Consider the following 24,239-nt stretch of genomic DNA (forward strand, 5'->3'; position numbering starts at 1 on the left):
TATTATAGATAAGATAGTAATTGTAAATATAAAAATTTTCAATATTAATAATTACAATATTTATTAAAAATTGTTTAAAATTAGATTTTTTTGGAATAATTTTAAAAAAGGGAATTAGGGGTGAGTTTATGTTTGATGAATATCAAAATGATGCAATCTTTTCTAATGAGGATAAAGTTTTGTTAGTGGCATCACCTGGCAGTGGTAAGACAACAGTTCTTATAGAGAAACTTATGCATTTTATTAGTTGTGGTTTTAAAGAAGATAGTATTTTGGTGATTACATTTACTAAGAAGGCTTGTGAAAATATGAAACAAAGGTTTGCTGTATCAAGTAAATCGTCAACATCACCTCACTTTTATACTTTTCATGCTTTGTTTTATAAAATTATAAAAGACAATATAAGTTTTAATTTTGAAATTATTACAGAAGATCATGTTTATAAATTTTTAAGTAATATATTGAAGAATTACATAGATTCAGTAAGTGAGTATAAGATTCAATTGCTTGTGTGTGAGATTACTAGATTCAATGGAAGTAATAAGAGTATAGATGAGTTTGAGACAAATTTACCAAAGCATGTGTTAGATGATGTTGTAAAAAAATATAAGAGATATAAACTTGATAATAATTTATATGATTTTGATGATTTGGAAAAAGAAGTATTAAAATTATTTCAAGAAAGAAAAGATATTTTAGAATTTTATAGAGATAAGTTTAAATACATATTGGTTGATGAATTTCAGGATTGTAACAATCTTCAATTTGAAATTTTAAAAATGTTAAGCATGAAATCTAAATTATTTTGTGTAGGTGATGATGATCAGAGTATTTATAAATTTAGAGGTGCAAATCCATCTATAATGGTTGATTTTTGTGATGTGTTCGAAGGAGCTAAGAAATATTATTTAAAATATAATTATAGATCTAAGCATTCTATTGTTAAATTTTCACGTAATGTTATTGAAAACAATAGGATAAGGAATAAAAAACAATTAGTTGGTAAGAAGGAAGAAGAAGGTGAGGTTATTTGTAAAAAGTTTTTAGAGGATTCTGATCAGGGAAAATATATTGTAGATGATATAGATAATTTGCAAAGAAGAGGAGTAAGTTTATCTGATTTTGCAGTTTTATATAGGAATCATAAAGATTCTTTCAGTATATTGAGTGAATTTATTAAGAGGAATATCAAAATTAACTTTCTTGATAATAACTTTAATATATTTGAGCTTTTTTATATAAGAGATATAATAAATTTACTTTTATTTATAGATAATCCAACTATAAATAATTTTAAAAATATATGTGATAAGGTCACATTTTTGTTTAGTAGGAGAGTTAATCAGATTATAAATAAATTTGATTATGGCTTGAACTTTTTTAGTGTGATGGATGCAAGTTTTGATAAAATTTCTTATAATGATAAACGAAGTATATATAATTTGAGGAAAATGATTAAAAAATTTATGAAATACCCTATAGGTAGTAGAATTAATGGTATTTTAAATAAACTTGGGTATTCAGTGTATCTTAATAATATTATTGTACAAAAAAATCTGAATAAAGCGGAGATTGATTATTTTATAGAGTATTTTTATAATTTGATTACGAATTTTAAATCCTTAGATGAGTTTAATAAAAATATTAGATTGATTAATTCTGTGCATGGAGTAAATTTTGGAACTATTCATTCTTCAAAGGGTATGGAATTTAGATACGTTTATATTATAAATGCTCAAAATATAGAAAGAGATATAAGTTTGAATAGTAATATAAGTATACTTTATGACGAAGAAGAGGAAAGGCGTATTTTTTATGTAGGAATTACTAGAGCTATAGATTCATTGAAGATTTTATCTCCATATTTTATAGATGGAAGATTTAATAATAGACCGTTAAAATTTGTTGGGGAAGGATTGATGAATCCTGACTATGGGAATATAGACACTTGTAATGTAAAAAAAATATATAAGAACAAGGTTCTTTTGTATGTTGATGGTAAAAAGAAGAGTTTAGATACTAAAGATTATTTAAAGATAACTTAGGTGAGAGATACTTATTTTATGATAAGTATCTTTTATTATTTTAAATTGAATTATGTAAAATTCGTAATAATGCTATAATATAAGTTGATGTATATTATTAAGTTGGGAGTTTTGTGGTTATGAGTAATGATTCAATTGTTTATGTAAATGGTAAATATGTACATAAGAATGAAGCTTTGGTTTCAGTATTTGATAGAGGTTTGTTGTATGGTGATGGATTTTTTGAAGGAATAAGGATATATAATGGGAAGATATTTATGTGTAATGAACATATAGATAGATTTTTTGATTCGGCTAAGTTTACTAATATAATTTTAAATTATTCCAAAGAAGAAATAGTTAATATTATTTATAAACTTATAGAAGTGAATAATATCAAAGATGGGTATATAAGACTTGTAGCTACAAGAGGGTCTTACAATTTAGGACTTACACCTCCTAAAGATAATATAATTAATCCTACGTTAATTTGTATAGTGTCAGATATAACTCTTTATGATAAGAAGTTTTATGATAATGGAATGAGTGCTGTTTTTTCATCTTTTACTAGAGTTAGCCCATCTATGTTGGATCCTCAATGTAAATCTTTGAATTACCTGTTAAATATTTTGGCTAAGATGGAGGCTGGGAATAGGGGTGCTCAAGAGGCGATTTTCTTAAATTCTAATGGAATTGTTACAGAATGTACAGGAGATAATATTTTTATAATAAAAGATAGTGTCATTTATACACCACCTAGTTATATAGGAATATTAAATGGTATTACTAGAATTTTAGTTATTAAAATTTTGAAAGATTTAGGATATGATGTTAGAGAACAAGAGTTCACAAGATATAATGTTTATACAGCAGATGAATGTTTTTTAACAGGAACCGCTGCAGAGGTAATAGGTGTTGTTAATATTGATGGAAGGTATGTAAATGACGGAAATGTTGGAACTCATACTAGGATTATAATGAATGAATATAAGAAATATATAGATAGTGTTTGTAATTAGAAGAAGCTCAGGGCGATTAATTCACTCTGAGCTTTTTATTTATTTTAACCTAATTATTATTTAATCTTGTTCTATCAGGTAAGAAAATTGTAGGTAAAGCACTTCTCTTACTAGTTAAAAGAGTAGTTATACCACTTTGATTATTAGAACGTAATTTTAAAAGTAAACTAGCTGGTGTAGGTTTACTTGGATCAACTCTTTCTATGGGATTAATGGAACGATTTGAAGTAAAAATAATATTAGGAATTCTAGGTGAAGCGTTTGCTATTATTGGTAATCCTCCAAACAAGGATAAAGAAGCAGCTGCTATAATCTTTTTATGTAATTTTTTCATAATTATGCCTCCAAAAATTTAGTCAATTATAGAGTCTATGTTAACATATAATTTTTAAAAAATCAATAATTTATTAATATTTTTTTCGAAAAAAATTTACTAAAAAGCAATAAAAGTGATATAATTTAATCGTAATTTAACTCTGGAGGAATTTTTTTAATGAATAGTAAAGATTCTGAAATAGTTTTAGAATATACTAATAGAAGATATATTGAAGATTATATAATAAACAATCAAAAGTACTTATACAGGATTGCATTTAGTTATGTAAAAAATAAGGATGATGCTTTTGAAGTAGTTCAAAATACTATTTATAAATCTTTGTCATCTAGTAGATTGATTAAAGATTTAAATTCAGTTAAACCCTGGGTTACTAGAATACTTATAAATACTAGTTTTAATTTTTTGAAGAAGAGATACAGAGATATTACCAATGATGAAGTATTTGATTCAGTTGAAGACTGTAATGTTAGTGTATTGGATAAAATTATTTTAAAAAATGCTTTGGAAAATCTCCCAATTAAATTGAAAACTATAGTCATTTTAAGGTTTTTTGAAGATTTTAAGATTAAGGATATTTCAAATATTTTGGATATGAATGAGAATACAGTTAAAACTAATTTATATAAAGCATTGAAAATACTTAAAATTAATTTAGAGGAGGAGGGTATTAATGTATAGTGATAAGGATTTAGATTCTTTAAAAGAAGATTATTTAAGTCAAGACTATCCTGATGATTTAAATGAATATGTTATGGGGTGTATTTCTAAACAAGCTATTAAAACATCAAATAAGTCCAAGAGTATAACTACTTTTTATGTTGGAGTAGCCTTTGCTGTATGCTTATTGCTTGCAATTTTACCAAAAACTCTAAAAAAATATGATACTGATAATAATCAAATTGTTGATGGGTCAATTGATTCTCATTTATCTAGAATTACCGTTTATGGTGATAATCCTGAAAATAAAAATTCTATAGTAGAGAACGAGTCAATAATTTCAATATATACCATTAATGAAGAAATTACTTTAAAAGATAAGATTTACAATATAGATAAGAATAAGGGTGTTTTGATCGAGTTAAGAGATATATTAATTGAAGGGATTGAAAATATAGAGATAGATAATAAGCTGAAAGAAATTTTAATTAATCCTGACACTAAGTTCTTTTTAGGTGAGAGTGGAGATTATATTATTTTATCTGAAGATGGCAAAATTGTAATTGATGATATTTTAAGTCACAAAATATTTAAATCTGAGTATGTGTTTAAAAGCTAGTAATTTTTATTATTAGCTTTATATTTTTTCAAAGTTCGGATAACTCCATTGCAAGAAATAAGTTTGAGCATTAAAAATTGATTTGAGTGCAAGTATGAGGAAATGGAGTTAACCAAACTTAAAAAAAATATATTTTTAGGTAATTTTAGTATTAATATTTAGTTGTTATATATTCTTTATAGGTATGTAAGTTTATATTTTTAGTATTTAAAAATACATAATATTTTAATGATTTTTCATTAAATGACATTATTTTTTAATATTTATATAGTTAAGGATACTAGTTTTTAATATTTATTTAATTAAAAGTTCCTATTTTTAATTTATTAATGATTGTATAATTAAATCATCAAGTAGGACAAACAAGTATTTAATATTAGTAGAATATAATTATTTAGGAGATGTTTAATATGTTAAATAATGATAATGATAAGGTTTCAAGTAAAGAAATTAAAGATTTAAATAAAGTAGGTAAGAGTTTAAGTAAGAAAACAAAGATAGTGTTGTTATCTGTTGGAGTGGGAGCTTTTATTGCGTTAGCAGTATATGGTATATATAAGGGATTAAATAAAAATATACAAAATGATGTAGCACAAAATATACAAGTTTCTGGAAGTTATCCAAATGAATTTTATAGTGAAAGTGACCGGTATATTGATAGTATTAGTGAAATGTTAGATGCAGGATATATAGATCAAACGAAAGCGAATAATTTTATAAATAATATAGACTCTGATGATATAAAATTGGAGATAGGTAAGACATATGATTTATTTTTAGTTGATTTAGATGTAAAAGAAGGATACTATAGTGCGGAGTTAGGAGAGTTAGAGAAACAATTGATAGAAGCAGATTATGCAGGTAATGATGCATTATACAATGAGATATATAGTAAGTATGAAGAACAGTGGGAAAAAGATTTTGGAGATAGTGGAGATAGTGGAGATAGTTATGTATCAGATGATTATCCTAGTTTAGTGAAAGAGATGTTAGATGCAGGGTATATAGATCAAGCGAAGGCGGATAATTTTAATAATAATATAAATTCTGAAAGCACACGAATGGAGATAGATAAGACATATGGATTATTTGTAGTTGATTTGAATGTAAAAGAAGGGCACTATAGTGCGGAGTTGGGAGAGTTAGAGAAGCAAGTAATAGAGGCAGAGAATTCAGTGGATGGATTATCAGAAGAATTATACAATAGATATATGGATCAATTAGAGAAAGAAGGATTTTTAGTTGAATAGTTAACTAATTTTAGTGACCAATTATATTTTAAGGAAGTTTTATTGTAAAGCTTCCTTTTTTGCATAGATGATGAATATTTAACAAATTTTCATTAAATGACATTATTTTTTAATATTTATATAGTTAAGGATACTAGTTTTTAATATTTATTTAATTAAAAGTTCCTATTTTTAATTTATTAATGATCGTATAATTAAATCATCAAGTAGGACAAATAAATATTTGATATTGATAGAATAGAATTATTTAGGAGATGTTTAATATGTTAAAAGATAAGATTAAGAAAATTGTATCAGTAGTAGCTTTAGGAGCATTAATAACATTTGGAGCAGGGGCTGTAAGCTCTATGGCAACTACTAATAGTGAAGCACAAATAGTTCAATCATATGGTATGGATTATAGTCACTCTAATTTAGTGAAAGAGATGTTAGATGCAGGATATATAGATCAAGCGAAGGCGGATAATTTTAATAATAATATAAATTCTGAAAGCACACAAATGGAAATAGATAAGACATATGATTTATTTTCAGTTGATTTGAATGTAAAAGAAGGATACTATAGTGCGGAGTTAGGAGAGTTAGAGAAGCGAGTAATAGAGGCAGAGTATTCAGTGGATGGATTATCAGAAGAATTATACAATAGATATATGGATCAATTAGAGAAAGAAGGATTTTTATCATATAGTTATCCTGATTTAGTGAAAGAGATGTTAGATGCAGGATATATAGATCAAGCGAAGGCGGATAATTTTAATAATAATATAAATTCTGAAAGCACACAAATGGAAATAGATAAGACATATGATTTATTTTTAGTTAATTTGAATGTAAAAGAAGGATATTGTAGTGCGGAGCTAGGAGAATTAGAGAAACAATTGATAGAAGCAGATTATGCAGATAATGATGCATTATACAATGAGATATATGTTAGATATATGACTCAATATTATTTAGATAGTGTAAAAGAGTTGCTAAGTGCAGGTTATATAGATCAAGCGAAGGCGGATAATTTTAATAATAATATAAATTCTGAAAGCACACGAATGGAGATAGATAAGACATATGATTTATTTTTAGTTGATTTGAATGTAAAAGAAGGATACTATAGTGCGGAGTTAGGAGAATTAGGGAAGCTAGTAATAGAGGCAGAGTATTCAGTGGATGGATTATCAGAAGAATTATACAATAGATATATGGATCAATTAGAGAAAGAAGGATTTTTATCATATAGTTATCCTGATTTAGTGAAAGAGATGTTAGATGCAGGATATATAGATCAAGCGAAGGCGGATAATTTTAATAATAATATAAATTCTGAAAGCACACAAATGGAAATAGATAAGACATATGATTTATTTTCAGTTGATTTGAATGTAAAAGAAGGATACTATAGTGCGGAGTTAGGAGAGTTAGAGAAGCGAGTAATAGAGGCAGAGTATTCAGTGGATGGATTATCAGAAGAATTATACAATAGATATATGGATCAATTAGAGAAAGAAGGATTTTTAGTTGAATAGTTAACTAATTTTAGTGACCAATTATATTTTAAGGAAGTTTTGTTGTAAAGCTTCCTTTTTGTTTTTTAGAGTTTGAAATAATGATAAATTCTAGCTTTGATATACTAATTGTGTTAGAATATTTTTGAATTTGTGTTTAGGAGGTATAGTGTAAGTGTTAAATAGTCTGGAAAAGAGATATGGGTTTTGGACAGCCGTTGCGATGGTTGTAGGAATTGTTATAGGGAGTGGTGTGTTTTTTAAAGCAGAAAAAGTCATTCAAATTACCGATGGTAATATATACATAGGTATATTTTCTTGGATTGCTAGTGGAAGTATAATGGTTATTTGTGCTTATGCTTTTTCAATTTTAGCAGGACGGTATTCTAAAGTTAATGGAATTGTTGATTATTCAGAGGCTTCTTTTGGGAAAACATATGGTTATATTGTTGGTTGGTTTATGTCTGTTGTTTATTATCCATCGCTTACTGCTATATTGTGCTGGATATCTGCACGATATACGTTAACTCTATTTGGGATCAACATTGGTGCAAATAGTACAGAAGTGTATGTAATAGGTATAATTTATTTAGTTTTAATTTGTGCTTTGAATATATTTGCTCCGATGTTAGCAGGAAAAATTCAAGTTTCTACAACTTTTATAAAATTAATTCCACTAGTTCTTATGGGAGTTATAGGTATAATTAAGGGGATTTCAAATGGACAGATAGTACAAAATTTTGTTAGTGTATCAACTGATATTGTTACTTCTAATTCAATATTTGGGGCAATTGTGGCTACAGCGTTTGCCTATGAGGGTTGGATTGTTGCTACAACTATAAACTCTGAATTAAAGAATTCACGTAAAGATTTGCCTAAAGCTTTGATTGTAGGGAGTATTTTCATAGTTGTTGTATATACGTTATATTTTATAGGAATCTCTGGACCATTGTCTGTTAATGATTTTATACAAGGTGGAGAAGACTCAATTAAACATGCATTTTTTAATATTTTAGGAAATTTTGGAGGAAGTACATTATTTATTTTTGTCATAATTTCTTGTCTTGGAACTTTAAATGGTATGATGCTTGCAACTATAAGGGGATTATATTCATTATCGATTAGGGGAATGGGACCATGTCCTAAATTTTTCTCAAAGGTGAGTGAGAAAACTAATTTACCCGTTAACTCAGGGTTATTTGGAGTTATAATAGTATTCATATGGATATTATTGTGGTATTTAAGTAATAAAGGTTTTTTTGGTCTGTTTTTAGATTTTTCAGAGTTACCAGTTATTAGTATGTATGCATTGTATATTTCTATATTCTTATGCATGAGTAGGAAACTTGAGGGTTTGAATATATTTAATAAGTATATCATACCTTATGCAGCTGTAGTATGTTCATTATTTATGATATATGCGACTATTCTTTCTCATGGAATTGTAGCTGTTAGTTTGTATTTTGTATTATTTGTATTTGTGATTGTAGTAGGATTGATATTTAAAAATGGTTCAAAAAAAGAGAGTCTGTAATCAGACTCTCTTAATATTTTATACCGATTAATTTTATAAGATTTTTAAATTCAGATTCACCAACCATTTTAGTTACAATACTCTCAACAGATTTTTTATCATCATTTGTAATTTTAAAATTTTCTTCGTATTCCTTTATCCAGAAATTAAGCCCTTCATCATCAGGAGTTCTATTGTACATAACAGCGTATATTTTGGTTATTTTATCTATAGAATTTTGTGAAACCTGTAAGAATTCTTCAGTATTTAATAAATTTAATATAAAATCTCTTGCACTTATATTAAAATTAGAAAGTTGAATAAACCAATACTTAAAACCACTTTTATCTAATTCAGTTCTATTTAATGCTGTAGAATAGGCATTTTCAATATATGATGCAAGTTTCTTTAAATCAATATTAACGATATTTGTTGAAAAATTATTAATTATAAAGTTGTGTAGTTTGTTATCTGTATCCTGAACGATTAATTTAACATTTTTATATTCTTCATTTTGCTTTAGATTGGTTAATATAAGCTCATTTGTTTCTTTATTTATAACAAAGCTTAAATTAGTATCAGATAGTTTGGCATCTTTTATTACTAAATCATTTGGCAAAAGAACTTTACCTTGTATGTTGTTGTTATTTTTGCTTAGCTTTATATCAATGTAACTAAAGTTTTTGTTTACAGTTGTGAATTCATTTAGATTAAACATATGTTGATTATTTTGATCATCTAAAATTGTTAATGTTAAATGTGAATATGTAGTTTCAGGTTTTAGTGCAAGTAATGTAATAATACCATCTGAAACATCAATTAATAAATTATTACTGGATATACTTGCAGATACTGGATATATGTATGTTGGAAGTACAACTTCTCCGCTAAAATTATTTTTATATGAAGAAACTTTTACATCAAGAGATTTGGTAACTTGGCTAGGAGTTTTAAAATCGTTCAGTTTGAATGTATAAGTTTTATTAGATAAATCGGTTAATTTTATTGAAATATTTTCATATGTGGTTTCAGGTTTTAAGTTATATAATTTGACTTGATTATCAGCGATGTCAATGGATAGGGAAGTATCAGAAACTTCCGCAGAAGTGAAGTTATATTTATTAATTTCTGGAATTATCACTTTAGCCACTATCATATCGCCTTCATGTATAAAGAATCTAACATTTAATTTTTCTGATATGTTATATGTACTTTGATTTTCTATTGATAAAGTTTTAATGCCTGTATTAATTATGTTACTTAAAGGAAATAATGCAGTTGTTGATGCAATTAATAATTTTACAAATGATTTTTTCATGAAAGAAAATATCCCCCCATTAAATTACAATTCTATAATGTAACTAAAACGAAATTAAATCTTAAAAAATATTACAATATGATTATATATTAATTAAAAATATATTGTCAATGTATAATTAAGTTTGTGTTTTACTGAAGTTTAGAGTGATATAATTTTCGAAAATAATGTAATAAAAAATTGAAATTATTTTATATGTGGTAAAATTTTTTATATATATTTTACAATCATTAACAATTTTTATTATTATAGTTATAATTTCTATTATTTTTAGAAATAATTTTAAAAATATGTTGTATTGGAGGTAATTTTATTTTTGCTAGAATTGTAGATACTGAAAAGCTTGTGAATATGGATAATGTTTGCATAATAGATGTTAGGTCTGAGAATGAATTTAAAAATGGAACGATAAGTGGTGCGATTAATATTCCTATATTGAACAATGGAGAGAGAGAAGAAGTAGGATTTGTTTATGTTAATAAGAGTGTTCGTGAAGCGAAAAGATTAGCTTTAAAATATGCAGGATATAAACTTGAAGAGATTTTTGATAAAGTTTCTAATCAGTTTGAAAAAAATAAAGATATAGTATTTTTCTGTGCACGTGGAGGAATGAGAAGTTTAACTATACATAATTTATTTAATTCTATTGGTATAAAAAATTTTAAGTTGGATATGGGATACAAAGGCTATAGAAAATTTTTGAGAGAGAATTTTGAAAATTATTTAAATAAGATAAGGTTTATTGTAATTCACGGAAAAACTGGAATTGGAAAAACAAAAATATTAAATGAGTTGAAGGCGCAAGGATATCCTGTTATTGATCTTGAATATGCGGCGAATCATCGTGCTTCATTTTTGGGTGGAGTTAATCTTGGAGAACAAAATTCCCAAAAAAATTTTGAATCAATAATTTTTCATAATATTTTAGAAATAATCAAGAGAAATAAGCACAATAATCAAGAGAAAATTAACGTTTTTATAGAGGGAGAAAGTAAGAGGATAGGTAAGATTATTATGCCTGAGTACTTTTTTAAATTTATGAATGAAGGTATTCATGTTTGTGTAGACTTGCCTGTTAAACTCAGAGTTGAAAATTTGATTGAGGATTATTTGAAAGTTTCACTAAGTGAATTGAATACAAGGAAAATAAATGTTGATAGAGAGATTTTGGAAGATTTTAGAAAAAATATGACTCTTTTAGATAAATACTCAAGTAAGAATGATATGAAAGAATACAATAATTTATTAGAAAATGGAGAGTATGAGAGATTAGCAGAGACGTTGATTAAAAATTATTATGATCCTAAATATTTAAATTCGATGAGTAAGCATAATTTTGAGTTTAATTTTGAGTTAGATTCTTTGGAGAAATTTTTAAGAGAATTAAAAGATTTATATAAATCATTAGAATAAATTAGATATGGATAAAATTAATTTATATGGGAATACTACTAATTAAATTATGGGTAATTAATGCTTTAATTTTTTAAGAGGTAGTTTAATGGGGAAAATAATTATTTTTATTATAGGATTATGTTTAATTTTTGGTGTGAACGTTAGTGCTAGGAGTTTTACTAAGGATGTTAATTTGATTGATATCATTGTATTTGAGAATTTTGAATATAAGGAATTAAAAGATGATTTTTTAAAGCAAGTTGGTATTGATGTGAATTATATTACTATTTTTAATAATGCCAAGAAAGAAATTACTGAATCTAATTATAAAGAATTTTTAACTGATTTTCATAATGAATTAATATACGATTACAAAGATGTGTTTGGTAAGAAGGTATCTAAAACTAGAAATGTGTATATTTTACCTGAGGATGAATTTAGAAATAGTGTATTTATAAATAGCAAAATAAAGATAAAGAATGTATCGGTAGATACTGTTTATAATGATACATCTGCAAATAAAATATTGGTTGGTAAGATATATTCTTCACCTAAATTAGAGGATAATAAGGATTGTTATATTATAAAGTTAGATAGAGATAACAATATTATTTGGGGGAAATTGTTTGAAGATTCTAGAATAAATAGATTTAATAAAGTTATAGGGATTTTAGATGATGAATATTGCATAATAGGATCAGGATATAGAGAATCAGATTGGACTGATGGATTTATAGCAAGATTTGATGGACTTGGAAACTTGCTTTGGAGTGGATTCTATGGCTCATCTCATATAGATGATTTTAAGGATGTTGTATCTATAGGAGATGGGGAAGTTATTGTATTAGCTGAAGTTAGCAATCAAGACGGAGATGTTAAGACAACAATAAGTATAAATAATCCTTTAAATAAAGATTTGGTATTATTAAAATATAATAATGATGGAGAAATAATTTGGCAAAATAGTATAATGAATGAGAATGATTTGTCTGGATTAAAAATTATAAACAACTTTGGTAATATTATGGTAGTTGGTGAAGTTTTAAATTATAAGAACTTAGATAAGAGAAGAGATATAATTTTATCTACATTTGATTTGGATGGTAAGATGAAATTATGTACAATAATAAATGATTGTGATGAAAATATGTTAAATAAATTATACTAAAGATGTACATAATAAGTAGGTATCAGATTTTTCTGGTACCTATTTTTTATTTAGGAGCGTGTAATGATTAATTATGTAAATTATGGAGGAGCTGATGGAATAACAGGAGCATGTCATATGATTTGTACAGATTATGGAAATATATTATTGGATTGTGGGATATTTCAAGGTAAAGATATAAAGAAATATTCTAATGTGGATTTTTACTTTGATCCATCGAAAGTTGATGCTATTGTTTTAAGTCATGCTCATATTGATCATTGTGGACGGATTCCTATTTTATATAGCATGGGATACAAAGGAAAGGTTTATGGGACAAAAGCAACAAAGCTTCTTTCAAAAGTTTTGTTAGAAGAGAGCTTAAAAATATATAATTCTTCTGAAGATAGTGATAAATTATTTGATGATAAAAGCCTTGATATGTTTATGGAAAATTATGTTGAAATAGGTTATAGAAATAATAGTAAAATTTTAGATAATGTATATGTTGAATTATTTGATGCTGGTCATTTGCTAGGTTCTGCCTCTGTTGTATTGAAGATTAAGGATAAATCAATATTTTACAGTGGGGATATAGGTAAATTAAATACTCCTATACTACGAGATCCAGAGCAAGTTACTGATGTTGATTATGCAATAATTGAAAGTACTTATGGAAGTTTAGAAGAGCACGAACCGAATGAGTTTTTTGATAAATTTAAAGAAATTATTATTAATACCTTAATGGAAGGTGGTAAATGTATAATACCAGCTGCTACAGTTGGTAAAATGCAAGAGATATTATATTTGTTGAATGATATTTATGAGGAAAATAAATTTGAATATAAAGTTTATATAGATAGTCCTATGTCTGCTAAGATTATAGATATTTATGAAAAGTGTGAAGATATTTACGATGAAGAGGCTAAATGTAGATTGGACAATGGTGACAACCCTTTATATTTTGATTCACTTAGATATATAACAACTAAAGAGGAATCTATTGAGGTTCAAGAAAATAATGAGCCTTATGTTGTTTTAGCCGCAGGGGGAATGTGTGAGGGTGGAAGAATAGTATATCATTTAAGAAAGCAAATTGAGAATTCCATTAATTCTGTTATATTGATAGGAAATCAAGCTCAGGGGACATTAGGGTGGAAGCTTAGTAATGGAGTTAAAGATATAAAAATATTTAAAGATAAGCTTAAAGTTAATGCTAAGATCTTTAATTTTCCAAGTTTATCTGGGCATGGAGATTGTAATAGTTTGGTTAAATATATATCATTTATGGAAGGGAAGCTTACAAAATTATTTTTAGTTCACGGTGACAGAAAAAGTCAAATAGATTTAAAAAATAAATTGGGTATTTACAATATTGAATACACAAAATTTTTAGAGAAATATACTTTAAAATAGAATCAAAAAATAACATACTTAACAAAAAATACACAAATTATTTAAAAATTATCAATAAAAATTTGTTATAATTTATTAGCGATAAGTTATAAATTCTTCAAAAAAATGTTCTTAAGTGTTAGGATTAGTATGGAAAGAAGGAATTAAAGTGATTAAAAGAAAGACAATGACTGTTGATGGTAATGGTGCTGCAGCATATGTCGCATATGCATTTACAGAAATAGCAGCTATTTATCCTATATCACCTTCAAGTGGTGTTGGAGAAAATATAGATGAAATGGCATCACAAGGCAAAAAAAATATATTTGGGAGAGTTGTTGACATTGTAGAAATGCAATCAGAGGCAGGGGCAGCAGGTACGGTTCATGGCTTACTACAAGGCGGAACTCTTACAACTACTTATACAGCGTCTCAAGGATTATTATTAATGATACCTAATATGTATAAGATTGCTGGAGAGTTGCTTCCAGGAGTGTTTTATGTAACAGCAAGAGCTGTAGCAGCACAAGCACTATCTATATTTGGTGATCATCAAGACGTTATGGCAACTAAACAAACAGGATTTTCTTTGTTAGCAGTTAGTGGAGTTCAAGAAATTATGGATTTAGCTCCTATTGCTCATTTATCTGCAATTAAGGGGAAAGTTCCATTTCTTGTATTTTATGACGGATATAGAACATCACATGAAGTTCAAAAGGTAGAAGCATTTGAATACGAAGAATTAAAGAAATTAGTTGATTTTGATGCTTTGAATGAGTTTAAGAGCAGAGCATTAAATCCTGGAAATCCTGTAAGTAGAGGTACTGCACAAAACCCTGATATATATTTTCAGGCTAGAGAGGCTGCAAATACTTATTATGAGGAATTACCAAAAATAGTTGAGCAGTATATGGGCAAAATAAATGAGCTTACTGGTAAGAATTATAAATTGTTTAATTATTATGGGGCACAGGATGCTGAAAGAATAATAATTTGTATGGGATCTTCTGCAGAGACTGTAGAAGAAACTGTTGATTATTTGATGTCAAAAGGTGAAAAAGTTGGTGTTCTCATAGTTCATTTATATAGACCGTTTAGTGTTAAGCATTTGTTAAATGAGATTCCTATGAGTGTCGAGAAAATAGCTGTTTTGGATAGAACCAAAGAGCCAGGATCTCAGGGTGAACCATTATACAAAGATGTTATATCAGCTTTTTATGGAACGGATAGAAATCCAACAATAGTTGGTGGACGTTATGGATTAGCTTCTAAAGAGATTAATCCTACTCATGTGGTTTCTGTATTTGAATTATTAAAATCTAATAGTGTAGTTAATGGATTTACTGTTGGTATAGTAGACGATGTTACAAATACTAGTATAGATTTAGTAGATGATGTATTAATAGAGGATTCGGCAATGATTAGCTGTAAGTTCTGGGGATTGGGATCTGATGGAACTGTTGGAGCTAATAAAATGGCTATTAAAATAATTGGAGATAATACTGATAAACATGTTCAAGCTTATTTTGAATATGATTCTAAAAAATCTGGTGGGATAACAATTTCTCATTTAAGATTTGGAGATAGCAGGATTAGATCTACTTATGGAATAGTTAAGGCTGATTTTGTAGCTTGTCATAATCAGGCGTATATGAGTAAATATGAAACAATTGTTACCGGTGTAAAAAATAATGGTGCATTTTTGTTGAATACATTGTGGACTCCTGAAGAATTAGAGGAAAAATTGCCTGCACACGTTAAGAGAACGATTGCAAATAATAATATACATTTTTATACAATAAATGCTGTTAAGATTGCTAGAGAGTTAGGTCTTGGTGGAAGAATTAATATGATAATGCAATCAGCGTTCTTTAAACTAGCGAAAATAATACCTATAGAGGATGCTGTTAAATATTTAAAGGCATCTGCAGAAAAAGCATATGGTAAAAAAGGTGAAAAAATTGTAAAAATGAACTTTGATGCTATAGATGCAGGTGTTTCTGCTATAGTTAAAATTGATGTTCCAGAAAGCTGGAAGAATGCACAGGATATTGATAAAAAAGATGTTTACACTTGTAATTTAGGTAAAACTGATTACGTGAAGAGTATTCTTGAACCAGTAAATAAACTTCAAGGAAATACTTTACCTGTAAGTGTATTTAAAGGTAGAGAAGATGGTACATTTGAGCATGGAACTTCTAAGTTTGAGAAGAGAGGTATTGCGGTTACCGTACCTAAGTGGAATCCTGAGACATGTATCCAATGTAATATGTGTGCGTTTGTTTGTCCACATGCTGTTATTAGACCGTTCCTGTTAACAGATGATGAGATGAAAAATGCTCCAGAAGGATATTTATCTGCTGAGGCAAAAGGTATTAAGACAGAAAATAAATTACAATTTTCTATGCAAGTTTCTATAGAAGATTGTACAGGATGCGGTAACTGTGTAGATGTATGTCCATCTAAACCAAAATCATTGGAAATGGTTTCTACTGATGGTGAACGTGATAAGCATAAGCAAGAGCATTATGATTATTCATTTGATCCAGAAAAAGTTTCTCCTAAAAAGAATCCACTCCCACTTACAACAGTTAAAGCGAGTCAATTCCAAGAACCATTGATGGAATTTAGTGGGGCTTGTGCTGGATGTGGCGAGACTCCTTATTCTAAACTTGTAACTCAATTGTTTGGACCAAGAATGGTAGTTGCCAACGCAACTGGATGTTCTTCTATTTGGGGTGGATCTGTACCAGCTATGCCTTATACTAAAAATAGTGAGGGAAGAGGACCAGCTTGGGCTAACTCCTTATTTGAAGATGCTGCCGAGTTTGGTTATGGGTTATATTTAGCTTCAAAAAATAGAAGAAACGATAATCTTTCTTTGGCTAATGAATTGATTGAAAAAGGAAATATTTCTTCAGAACTAAGTGCGTTATTAAAAGAGTGGTGTGAGAATTTTAATAATGGTGATATGACTTTGGAATTGCAAAAGAAAATAGTTCCATTATTAGAGAAAGAATCAGACGCTATAGCTAAGAAATTGTTAAATAATAAAGAGTTTTTTGTTAAAACTTCTAATTGGATATTTGGAGGAGATGGATGGGCTTATGATATTGGATTTGGTGGTCTAGATCATGTTATTGCACAGAATCAAGATATCAACATTCTAATATTTGATACCGAAATATATTCAAATACTGGAGGTCAATCTTCTAAGTCAACTCCATTTGGTGCTATAGCTAAGTTTGCTGCACAAGGTAAGAGAGTCAAGAAGAAAAATTTAGCTGCAATGGCTATGAGTTATGGATATGTTTATGTTGCTCAAGTATCTTTAAGTGCTGACTTTAATCAAGCATTGAAGGCTATAAAAGAAGCTGAGGCTTATCCAGGACCATCAATAGTAATTGCATATAGTCAGTGTATAAGTCACGGAATATTGACTGGAATGGGTACAGCTCAAAAGCAAGCTAAGAGAGCTATAGAGGCTGGATATTGGAGTTTATTTAGATATAATCCGGCATTGAAAGATGAAGGAAAGAATCCATTTATATTAGACTCTAAAGAGCCAACTCAAGACTTTAAAGAGTATATTAAGAGTGAGATAAGATTTAATTCTTTATCTAAGATTGTTCCAGAAGAGATGGAAAAAATATTTGATCAAGCAGCTAGAGATGCTGAAGAGAAAAATAAACAATATAGAGATCTTGCTGGTTTAGAATAAATTTAATATTAAATGTGAGTTATTTATTAACTCACATTTGTTTTTGATAGAATAGTTTTTATCATAAAAAATTTTTGTAATGTGGGTTTATTTTAACTCACATTTATTTTTAGGGAGATGGTTTTTATATTAAAAAGGGTTTTGATCCTATTATTTTTGGGTTTGTTTACTTTGGGTTCTTGCTCATATTACTATAAGAAAGATGAAACATATATTTCAGTGAAAGTTAGTGAGCCAGATGAAATATTAGAGAGAATAAATGCTATGAGTTTAGATGAGAAGATTGGGCAATTATTTATAGTTGGATTTGATGGTGGATCATATTTAACTCAAGAGGATATTTCTCTTATAAGAGATTATAAAGTTTCTGGATTTATATTTTTTAGGAGAAATATTCAAACTTCTGATCAGGTTGTTAAACTTATTAATGAAATTAAGAGTGTTAATAATGCAGAATGTACTGTTCCGATGTTTCTTTCATTAGATCAGGAAGGTGGGACTGTCACAAGACTTCCTGATGAAATTATTAAATTTAATCGTGCACATGATATTGGAAAATTAAATGATGAAAATTATGCTTATGATGTTGCGAAGCTTATGGGTGAGATAATACATAGTTTAGGGTTTAATATGAATTTTGCTCCAGTTTTAGATGTATATACTAATTCTGAAAACATGGTTATCGGATCAAGATCTTTTTCTTCGGATAAGGAAGTTGTGGCGAAATTGGGAATAGCTACTATGAACGGACTTAAAGATAATGACATTATTGCTGTAGGAAAACATTATCCAGGTCATGGAGATACGAAAGAGGATTCTCATTATGAATTGCCTGTACTTGATCATGATTATGAGAGAGTGAAGGGTGTTGAGATTTATCCGTTTAAAATGGCTATAGAAAATGGTATTGATTCAATTTTAGTATCACATTTATTTTATAAAAATATTGATCCAGAGAATATTGTTACTCTGTCTAAAGTTTTTTTGTATGATATACTTAGGAAAGATTTAAAATTTAGAGGGCTTGTTATAACAGATGATATGATAATGAAAGGACTTACTAACCATATTTCTATTCCTGAAGCTTGTTTTGAAGCTTTTAAGGCTGGTGTTGATGTGTTACTTATTGGATCAGGATATCAAAATATCGTAGAATCTATTAATTATATTAAACAATCAGTTTTGAACGGGAAAATTCAGGAGTTTGAAATCGATAGAAAATTGTATAATATTTTAAGGATTAAACAAAAGTATAATGTAAATAATGACAGTGTATCAAGGATTAATGTTAATGAATTCAATGATAAAATAAGAAGTTTAATAGATAAAAATTAATAGAAAAATAATATATTTACAAAAAATTCAAATTGTGTTATGATTAACTCATGTCATTGTCATAGTGTTTTTAAAAGAGGTGAGTTAATTGGCAGTTAAAAGGGAATGGACAGATAGTGAAAAACAAAGTCTTTTAGAACATGTAACTGAGTGTAAGAAGAAAAATATAACTATTAAAGATGNGGCGAAACTTTTTTCAAATATGTATCCATATATTACACCAGGGCAGGCTAGGGTTTATTATTATAAATTAATTAATGAAACAGAAAATTTTAGAAAGAGATATCTTCAAAGAGTATGGACTAATGAGGAGAATAATATATTATTTGATTATGTGGCAGAGTTTAAAAATAAGAGAAAGATAGAAATATTTGATATGTTATCTGTTAAGCTCAATAGGCATCCAAAAGCTATAGCATCACATTATTATTCTTTGAAAAACAATAGTTATAGGAAAAATGTAAAGTATTATTCACAAATAATAAATAATACAAGTCCAAGTAATTTTGGTACTTTGTTTTTTAAAATTAGCAAGATACATGAAATTTATGAAAAGGCTTTAGAGATTGAATCAATTTTACATAAAGAAGAATCGATCATTGAATTAAAAGTACAATTAAGTGAGGTTTGCAGCAGGATTAATAGTATAGAGCGAAAGATTGTATCTTTTTAATAAGTGTTTTTTAAAACTTCTAGTTTAAAATTTACTAGAAGTTTTGTTATTTGTTTAAAAGTTAATTGACTAAAATACTTATATGTAATAGAATTGTTTTGTAAATGTTGAACATTTTAAGTATTAGTACGAGGAAGTGTAAATTATGAAAAAAGTAGATATTTGCGAGAGTAATTTTGCTTTGGGCACAGATAAAGTTGTAGAAGAATTAGAAAAGTCACAAGAATTTGAAGTTGAAGTTCACGGCTGTTTAGGTCATTGTGGAGAATGTTGTGAAACTCTTTTTGTTTTATTGGATGGTGAAATGATTTCAGCAGATTCACCAGAAAAATTACTTGATGAAATAAATAATAACAAATAACATAATTTTATTTTAATTGTTAACAATATAAATAGGTACGAAAGTTTAAAATAGGGAGGTGTATTCCTTTTTAGGATAATTATTATGGTGAATGAAGATAAAGATAAAGAATTATTAAATGATGAAGAATTTGAACATGAACCAGTGTTTGTTGAATTTGAAGACGAGAACCAAAACACTATAAGGTGTGAGGTTATTGATGGATTTGAATACAAAGATAAAAATTATTGTGTTGTTCATAATGATGAGGATGGTTCGTCATATGTTTTTAGATTGACTGACGATGATGAGTTAGTTGTACCAGAGGAAAAAGAGTTCGAAGAAGTTGCCGCTTATTATGATAGCATGATAGAGGAAGATTAAGAACTTTTTTTAGGTGTCCTTATTTTAGGGGCACTTTTATTTTACATATTGGGGGATTAAATGAAGTTTGCAATATTTGATGTTGATTTAACATTGACAAAGAAAGATACATTTATTGAATTTTATAAATTTTTATGTAAAGAGGATAAGCGGTTTTATGCTTATTTTAATAAGGCTATTTTTTCAGGTTTGATGTATGTACTTAAAATATATGATGAGAAAAAATCTAAGGAGCAATATTTATCTTTTTTGAACGGGATTCGTGAAGACGTTTTAAATAGATTTGCGAGAAAATTTTTTTATGAGTATTTGATAAATGAACTTATTTACAGGGATGCTATAATTGAAATTGAAAAGCGTAAGAGTGAAGGATATGTTATAATTTTAATTTCAGCTTCTCCTGAATTTTATTTAAAATACTTTAATGAATTGAGTTGTATTGATTATGTTTTGGGGACAAGATATGAAATTATAAATGGATTTTATACGGGTAAGATGATAGGCTTTAATAATAAAGGTAGGGAAAAAGTTTTTAGATTTCGAGAGCTTTTGTTTGAAGAGAAGATAAGGAATTATGATTTTGATAGTTCAATAATGTATTCGGATTCTCTACATGACCTCCCTATGTTTAGTATTGTTGGGACTGGTTTTTTGATAAATAGTAATAAAAGGGTAGATAAATTAATTAATTTGAATTGGAATTAGTGGAGATGGAATTTAAGTTTAAGAAATTTTTGTTTAATGGTGAGTTAATATCTGAGACAGAATTTAAAGATTATTATGAGTATCATAAGAAGAACGTTTATGAAGTTATTAGAATTATAAATTCAAAAATATTGTTTTTGAATGATCATATAAGTAGGCTTAGTAATTCGATTTTGTTAATGTATGGAAATAAAATTAATTTAGATGATTTAATTCCAAATATAGAGAAAGTTATACAAGAAAATGAAATTTTTAATGGTAATATAAAGATTGAATTTATATTTAAGGATGATAAGGTTAATATATACATTTATCCTATTAGTTTTTATTATCCTGATACACGGTTTGGGGTAACAAGTGTTACACTTAACATTGAGAGGGATAATCCATATATAAAATCTTATAATTATAGTTTGAAGAAGAAGATGGAAAAGGCTATTGAAGATAATGGTGTGTATGAGGTTTTGTTGGTTAATAAAGATGGTTTAATTACTGAAGGGAGTAGGAGTAATATATATTTTATTAAAGATGATAGTTTTTTTACTGCACCAATTCATATGGTTTTGAATGGAGTTACTCGTATCAATGTAAATAAGATTATACGAAACTTAGGCTTTAATTTATTTGAGAATGCTGTTCATGTTGACGATATAGATAAGTTTGATGCTTGTTTTCTTACAAGTACGTCGTCAAATGTTTTGTCTATAAATAGAATTAATGATATTCAAATTAATTCGTCTGAAAATAAATATTTAAATATGGTTAGTTCTTCCTTTGAAAAATATTTAAAAAAAATATAATATAATAAAATATTCTAGGCTATTTGTGAAATAATAAAAACAAATAGCCTTGAGTTTTTTTTGTATGTTTTTGAGATGAATGGGAGTTTATTAAAAGGAGGTCAGTTGTTTTAATGTTTAGGAGTAAGCTTTTGATGTTTAAAGTCGGTAATAGTAAATATGCGTGTAATATAAAAGACGTTGATAGGATTATTAAATATGAAAATTTGACACATGTACCATCAAATCAACCAAGTTTTGAAGGGTTTTATAATCATGAGGGAAGAGTTATAAAGATATTTAATTTGTCTAAAAGATTTGGTGTAGAAGATGATCATTCTGTAGATTTAGCACATAAAAAAATAATTATTGTAAAGGATGAGGATATATTAGTTGGTATAGTTGTTGATGAGGTTCTAGAGGTTTTTAATTATGGAGATTCAAGTATTAAGACAGAAATTAAGGATGAACTCAATACAATTAAGAAGGAAAAAGGAAAGTCTATAGATTTACATTATGTTAAAGATATGATTTTGCTAAATGGTGAAATTATTATATATATTTCGATAACCAAAATAATTGCAATAGAATTAGAAGAGAGTGATTTATAGATTTTATGGATACAAATGTAAATGTTGGAATCGGAGATGTAAGAGTTGGAACATATCCAATGATTTTAGAAACAAGAGGTTTAGGATCATGTGTTGGAGTTACAATGTATGATCCGACAAAGAAGATAGGTGGTTTAGCACATATTATGCTGCCAAATTCTAATCCAGATGAAACATTAACAGATTTGACAAAATTGAGGTATGCTAATTATGCTCTACCTTTTATGGTTGGGAAGATGATATTTATGGGTTGTTCTAAAGAAAACATAGTTGGGAAATTAGTTGGAGGAGCCTCAATGTTTAGAAAAAAGTCTCCAACTCTTGATATAGGAAAGAAAAATATTGAGGCAGTTAAACAGTTTTTTCATGAAAATTCATTGTCTATTGTAAGTGAACACATTGAAGGGGTAGTGGGAAGAAGTTTATTTTTTGATTTGAATAGTGGTAAAGTCATTATAAAAATTTATGGGAAAGATAGGCAAGAATTTGAAATATAGAGATCAAATTATAAAAACAAAACTTATTATATATGATGAATCAAATTTAATGAGAAAACTTGTATATGACAGATTGGCTAAGGACGCTGGAATAAATATTATAGATATTTTTGATGATTATGATGAAATGAAAAATTTCATCTTGGGTTCAGGCATTGTATTAGATGTAATAATTTTGAATCAATCGTTTTATGAGAATGGAGATTTTATTAAATATTTATTAGATTTAAAAAATTTTGCTGTTAATTTAATAGTAATATCGAATCTTGATGACAGTATAATTTCATTTATAGAGCGAACTGTAGGAGCTGAAAAATTAATATTTATAAGATGTTTAAATAAATCAGGATTAAAAGATATTTTTGACATAAAAGAAAAATTGATAGATGTAGTCTATGGAATAAAAAATAGCCGTATTAAGCGTGCTATATTTGATGTTCAAAAAGCTATAGTAATTGCATCATCAACGGGTGGACCAAAAGTGTTAGAATATATATTTGGGAATTTGGAAACCAAAATAGATATGCCTGTATTTATAGTTCAACATATGCCAGAAGGTCATACGAAACACTTTGTTGATAGATTGGGTGAACTTTGTAGTTACAAAGTTTGTGAAGGGAAAAATGGAGAAATTGCAATGGCTAATGTGGTTTATGTTGCACCAAGTGGTTATCATATGGAAATTGACAACAAAAAACAGATTAATTTAAACGTTAACAAACCATTAAATAATGTTAGACCATCTGCTGATGCTTTGTTTTGTTCAGCATCTAAGATTTATAAAAAAGGTCTTTTAGGAATAGTACTAACTGGAATGGGTAGAGATGGTTCTGATGGAATTAGGTATATAAAAATAAATGGAGGGATTACTATAGCTCAAGATGAGGGAAGTAGCACTGTTTTTGGAATGCCTAAATCAGCAATTGAAACTGGAATGGTAGATAAAGTTTTATCAAAAGATGAAATATTATTTGAGATTGTTAAACATTCAGGTAAACTATAGAGTATTTTTCAAATGAGG

The 24,239-nt window shown here is 27.5% G+C and carries 21 protein-coding genes; 19 read left to right on the forward strand and 2 right to left on the reverse strand.

Annotated features, from left to right (window positions below):
• Nucleotides 1-128: 128 nt before the first annotated feature.
• Together SFBMNL_RS02845 and ilvE are read left to right on the forward strand one after the other, a co-directional pair.
• Nucleotides 129-2,045 (forward strand): ATP-dependent helicase, encoded by a 1,917-nt coding sequence (locus SFBMNL_RS02845; RefSeq protein WP_042294462.1) that lies wholly within the window; start codon nt 129-131, stop codon nt 2,043-2,045.
• Nucleotides 2,046-2,164: 119 nt separating this feature from the next.
• A complete protein-coding gene (ilvE, locus tag SFBMNL_RS02850) occupies nt 2,165-3,043 on the forward strand; it encodes a branched-chain-amino-acid transaminase (RefSeq protein ID WP_005806660.1) in 879 nt (292 codons plus the stop codon).
• A gap of 49 nt (nt 3,044-3,092) precedes the next feature.
• On the opposite strand, the gene SFBMNL_RS02855 is transcribed toward ilvE, so the two are convergent.
• Nucleotides 3,093-3,377 (reverse strand): hypothetical protein, encoded by a 285-nt coding sequence (locus tag SFBMNL_RS02855; protein WP_042294464.1) that lies wholly within the window; start codon nt 3,375-3,377, stop codon nt 3,093-3,095.
• Between the two features lie 159 nt (nt 3,378-3,536).
• Here SFBMNL_RS02855 and SFBMNL_RS02860 point away from each other — a divergent pair, with 159 nt between their 5' ends.
• From SFBMNL_RS02860 to SFBMNL_RS02885, 5 genes are all read left to right on the forward strand, one after another.
• Entirely contained in the window at nt 3,537-4,058 is a 522-nt protein-coding gene (locus tag SFBMNL_RS02860) for a sigma-70 family RNA polymerase sigma factor (protein WP_005806657.1), read from the forward strand.
• The gene (locus SFBMNL_RS02865) at nt 4,051-4,656 is read left to right on the forward strand and encodes a hypothetical protein (RefSeq protein ID WP_005806655.1); all 606 of its coding nucleotides are present in this window, start codon (nt 4,051-4,053) and stop codon (nt 4,654-4,656) included. The genes SFBMNL_RS02860 and SFBMNL_RS02865 overlap by 8 nt, the downstream gene beginning before the upstream one ends.
• Before the next feature lie 410 nt (nt 4,657-5,066).
• A complete protein-coding gene (locus SFBMNL_RS02870; protein ID WP_042294466.1) occupies nt 5,067-5,906 on the forward strand; it encodes a hypothetical protein in 840 nt (279 codons plus the stop codon).
• Nucleotides 5,907-6,169: 263 nt separating this feature from the next.
• Complete coding sequence (locus tag SFBMNL_RS08265) at nt 6,170-7,426, forward strand: hypothetical protein (protein WP_052341888.1); 1,257 nt, start codon at nt 6,170-6,172, stop codon at nt 7,424-7,426.
• Between the two features lie 154 nt (nt 7,427-7,580).
• Complete coding sequence (locus SFBMNL_RS02885) at nt 7,581-8,939, forward strand: APC family permease (protein WP_081832571.1); 1,359 nt, start codon at nt 7,581-7,583, stop codon at nt 8,937-8,939.
• A gap of 10 nt (nt 8,940-8,949) precedes the next feature.
• Here the strand turns inward: SFBMNL_RS02885 and SFBMNL_RS02890 are convergent, their stop codons facing one another.
• Complete coding sequence (locus tag SFBMNL_RS02890; RefSeq protein WP_007439879.1) at nt 8,950-10,236, reverse strand: hypothetical protein; 1,287 nt, start codon at nt 10,234-10,236, stop codon at nt 8,950-8,952.
• 351 nt (nt 10,237-10,587) lie between these two features.
• Between SFBMNL_RS02890 and mnmH the strand changes: the two genes are divergently transcribed.
• The 12 genes from mnmH (at nt 10,588) to SFBMNL_RS02955 (ending at nt 24,221) form a co-directional block, all read left to right on the forward strand.
• Nucleotides 10,588-11,649: a tRNA 2-selenouridine(34) synthase MnmH gene (mnmH, locus tag SFBMNL_RS02895; protein WP_005806644.1), complete on the forward strand. Its 1,062-nt coding sequence runs from the start codon at nt 10,588-10,590 to the stop codon at nt 11,647-11,649.
• Nucleotides 11,650-11,737: 88 nt separating this feature from the next.
• Nucleotides 11,738-12,799 (forward strand): hypothetical protein, encoded by a 1,062-nt coding sequence (locus SFBMNL_RS02900; RefSeq protein ID WP_005806643.1) that lies wholly within the window; start codon nt 11,738-11,740, stop codon nt 12,797-12,799.
• A 63-nt stretch (nt 12,800-12,862) separates the two neighbouring features.
• Nucleotides 12,863-14,194, forward strand: a complete 1,332-nt coding sequence (locus SFBMNL_RS02905; protein ID WP_005806641.1) for an MBL fold metallo-hydrolase — start codon at nt 12,863-12,865, stop codon at nt 14,192-14,194.
• A 166-nt stretch (nt 14,195-14,360) separates the two neighbouring features.
• A complete protein-coding gene (gene nifJ / locus SFBMNL_RS02910) occupies nt 14,361-17,894 on the forward strand; it encodes a pyruvate:ferredoxin (flavodoxin) oxidoreductase (RefSeq protein ID WP_014518695.1) in 3,534 nt (1,177 codons plus the stop codon).
• Between the two features lie 156 nt (nt 17,895-18,050).
• Nucleotides 18,051-19,229 carry a beta-N-acetylhexosaminidase gene (gene nagZ / locus SFBMNL_RS02915; protein ID WP_242838781.1) on the forward strand — a complete coding sequence of 393 codons (1,179 nt, stop codon included), beginning with the start codon at nt 18,051-18,053 and terminating at the stop codon, nt 19,227-19,229.
• 818 nt (nt 19,230-20,047) lie between these two features.
• On the forward strand, nt 20,048-20,263 hold the full coding sequence (locus SFBMNL_RS02925) for a DUF1450 domain-containing protein (protein ID WP_005806636.1): 216 nt from the start codon (nt 20,048-20,050) through the stop codon (nt 20,261-20,263).
• A gap of 84 nt (nt 20,264-20,347) precedes the next feature.
• Nucleotides 20,348-20,626 carry a DUF1292 domain-containing protein gene (locus SFBMNL_RS02930; protein ID WP_005806634.1) on the forward strand — a complete coding sequence of 93 codons (279 nt, stop codon included), beginning with the start codon at nt 20,348-20,350 and terminating at the stop codon, nt 20,624-20,626.
• 60 nt (nt 20,627-20,686) lie between these two features.
• Nucleotides 20,687-21,331, forward strand: coding sequence for an HAD family hydrolase (locus SFBMNL_RS02935; RefSeq protein WP_005806633.1), 645 nt, complete (start codon nt 20,687-20,689; stop codon nt 21,329-21,331).
• 5 nt (nt 21,332-21,336) lie between these two features.
• Complete coding sequence (locus tag SFBMNL_RS02940; protein WP_042294472.1) at nt 21,337-22,131, forward strand: aminotransferase class IV; 795 nt, start codon at nt 21,337-21,339, stop codon at nt 22,129-22,131.
• Between the two features lie 113 nt (nt 22,132-22,244).
• The gene (locus SFBMNL_RS02945; protein WP_007440014.1) at nt 22,245-22,721 is read left to right on the forward strand and encodes a chemotaxis protein CheW; all 477 of its coding nucleotides are present in this window, start codon (nt 22,245-22,247) and stop codon (nt 22,719-22,721) included.
• Between the two features lie 5 nt (nt 22,722-22,726).
• Nucleotides 22,727-23,218: a chemotaxis protein CheD gene (locus tag SFBMNL_RS02950; protein WP_005806629.1), complete on the forward strand. Its 492-nt coding sequence runs from the start codon at nt 22,727-22,729 to the stop codon at nt 23,216-23,218.
• Nucleotides 23,187-24,221, forward strand: coding sequence for a CheB methylesterase domain-containing protein (locus SFBMNL_RS02955; RefSeq protein WP_042294474.1), 1,035 nt, complete (start codon nt 23,187-23,189; stop codon nt 24,219-24,221). The genes SFBMNL_RS02950 and SFBMNL_RS02955 overlap by 32 nt, the downstream gene beginning before the upstream one ends.
• Nucleotides 24,222-24,239: the final 18 nt, after the last annotated feature.

It is taken from the genome of Candidatus Arthromitus sp. SFB-mouse-NL, assembly GCF_000709435.1.
Classification (GTDB): domain Bacteria; phylum Bacillota; class Clostridia; order Clostridiales; family Clostridiaceae; genus Dwaynesavagella.

Coding starts and splice junctions, on each gene's coding strand:
- SFBMNL_RS02845 (WP_042294462.1), top strand. CDS start 129: ATGTTTGATGAATATCAAAATGATGCAATCTTTTCTAATGAGGATAAA.
- ilvE (WP_005806660.1), top strand. CDS start 2,165: ATGAGTAATGATTCAATTGTTTATGTAAATGGTAAATATGTACATAAG.
- SFBMNL_RS02855 (WP_042294464.1), bottom strand. CDS start 3,377: ATGAAAAAATTACATAAAAAGATTATAGCAGCTGCTTCTTTATCCTTG.
- SFBMNL_RS02860 (WP_005806657.1), top strand. CDS start 3,537: ATGAATAGTAAAGATTCTGAAATAGTTTTAGAATATACTAATAGAAGA.
- SFBMNL_RS02865 (WP_005806655.1), top strand. CDS start 4,051: ATGTATAGTGATAAGGATTTAGATTCTTTAAAAGAAGATTATTTAAGT.
- SFBMNL_RS02870 (WP_042294466.1), top strand. CDS start 5,067: ATGTTAAATAATGATAATGATAAGGTTTCAAGTAAAGAAATTAAAGAT.
- SFBMNL_RS08265 (WP_052341888.1), top strand. CDS start 6,170: ATGTTAAAAGATAAGATTAAGAAAATTGTATCAGTAGTAGCTTTAGGA.
- SFBMNL_RS02890 (WP_007439879.1), bottom strand. CDS start 10,236: ATGAAAAAATCATTTGTAAAATTATTAATTGCATCAACAACTGCATTA.
- mnmH (WP_005806644.1), top strand. CDS start 10,588: ATGGATAATGTTTGCATAATAGATGTTAGGTCTGAGAATGAATTTAAA.
- SFBMNL_RS02900 (WP_005806643.1), top strand. CDS start 11,738: ATGGGGAAAATAATTATTTTTATTATAGGATTATGTTTAATTTTTGGT.
- SFBMNL_RS02905 (WP_005806641.1), top strand. CDS start 12,863: ATGATTAATTATGTAAATTATGGAGGAGCTGATGGAATAACAGGAGCA.
- nifJ (WP_014518695.1), top strand. CDS start 14,361: ATGACTGTTGATGGTAATGGTGCTGCAGCATATGTCGCATATGCATTT.
- SFBMNL_RS02925 (WP_005806636.1), top strand. CDS start 20,048: ATGAAAAAAGTAGATATTTGCGAGAGTAATTTTGCTTTGGGCACAGAT.
- SFBMNL_RS02930 (WP_005806634.1), top strand. CDS start 20,348: ATGGTGAATGAAGATAAAGATAAAGAATTATTAAATGATGAAGAATTT.
- SFBMNL_RS02935 (WP_005806633.1), top strand. CDS start 20,687: ATGAAGTTTGCAATATTTGATGTTGATTTAACATTGACAAAGAAAGAT.
- SFBMNL_RS02940 (WP_042294472.1), top strand. CDS start 21,337: ATGGAATTTAAGTTTAAGAAATTTTTGTTTAATGGTGAGTTAATATCT.
- SFBMNL_RS02945 (WP_007440014.1), top strand. CDS start 22,245: ATGTTTAGGAGTAAGCTTTTGATGTTTAAAGTCGGTAATAGTAAATAT.
- SFBMNL_RS02950 (WP_005806629.1), top strand. CDS start 22,727: ATGGATACAAATGTAAATGTTGGAATCGGAGATGTAAGAGTTGGAACA.
- SFBMNL_RS02955 (WP_042294474.1), top strand. CDS start 23,187: ATGGGAAAGATAGGCAAGAATTTGAAATATAGAGATCAAATTATAAAA.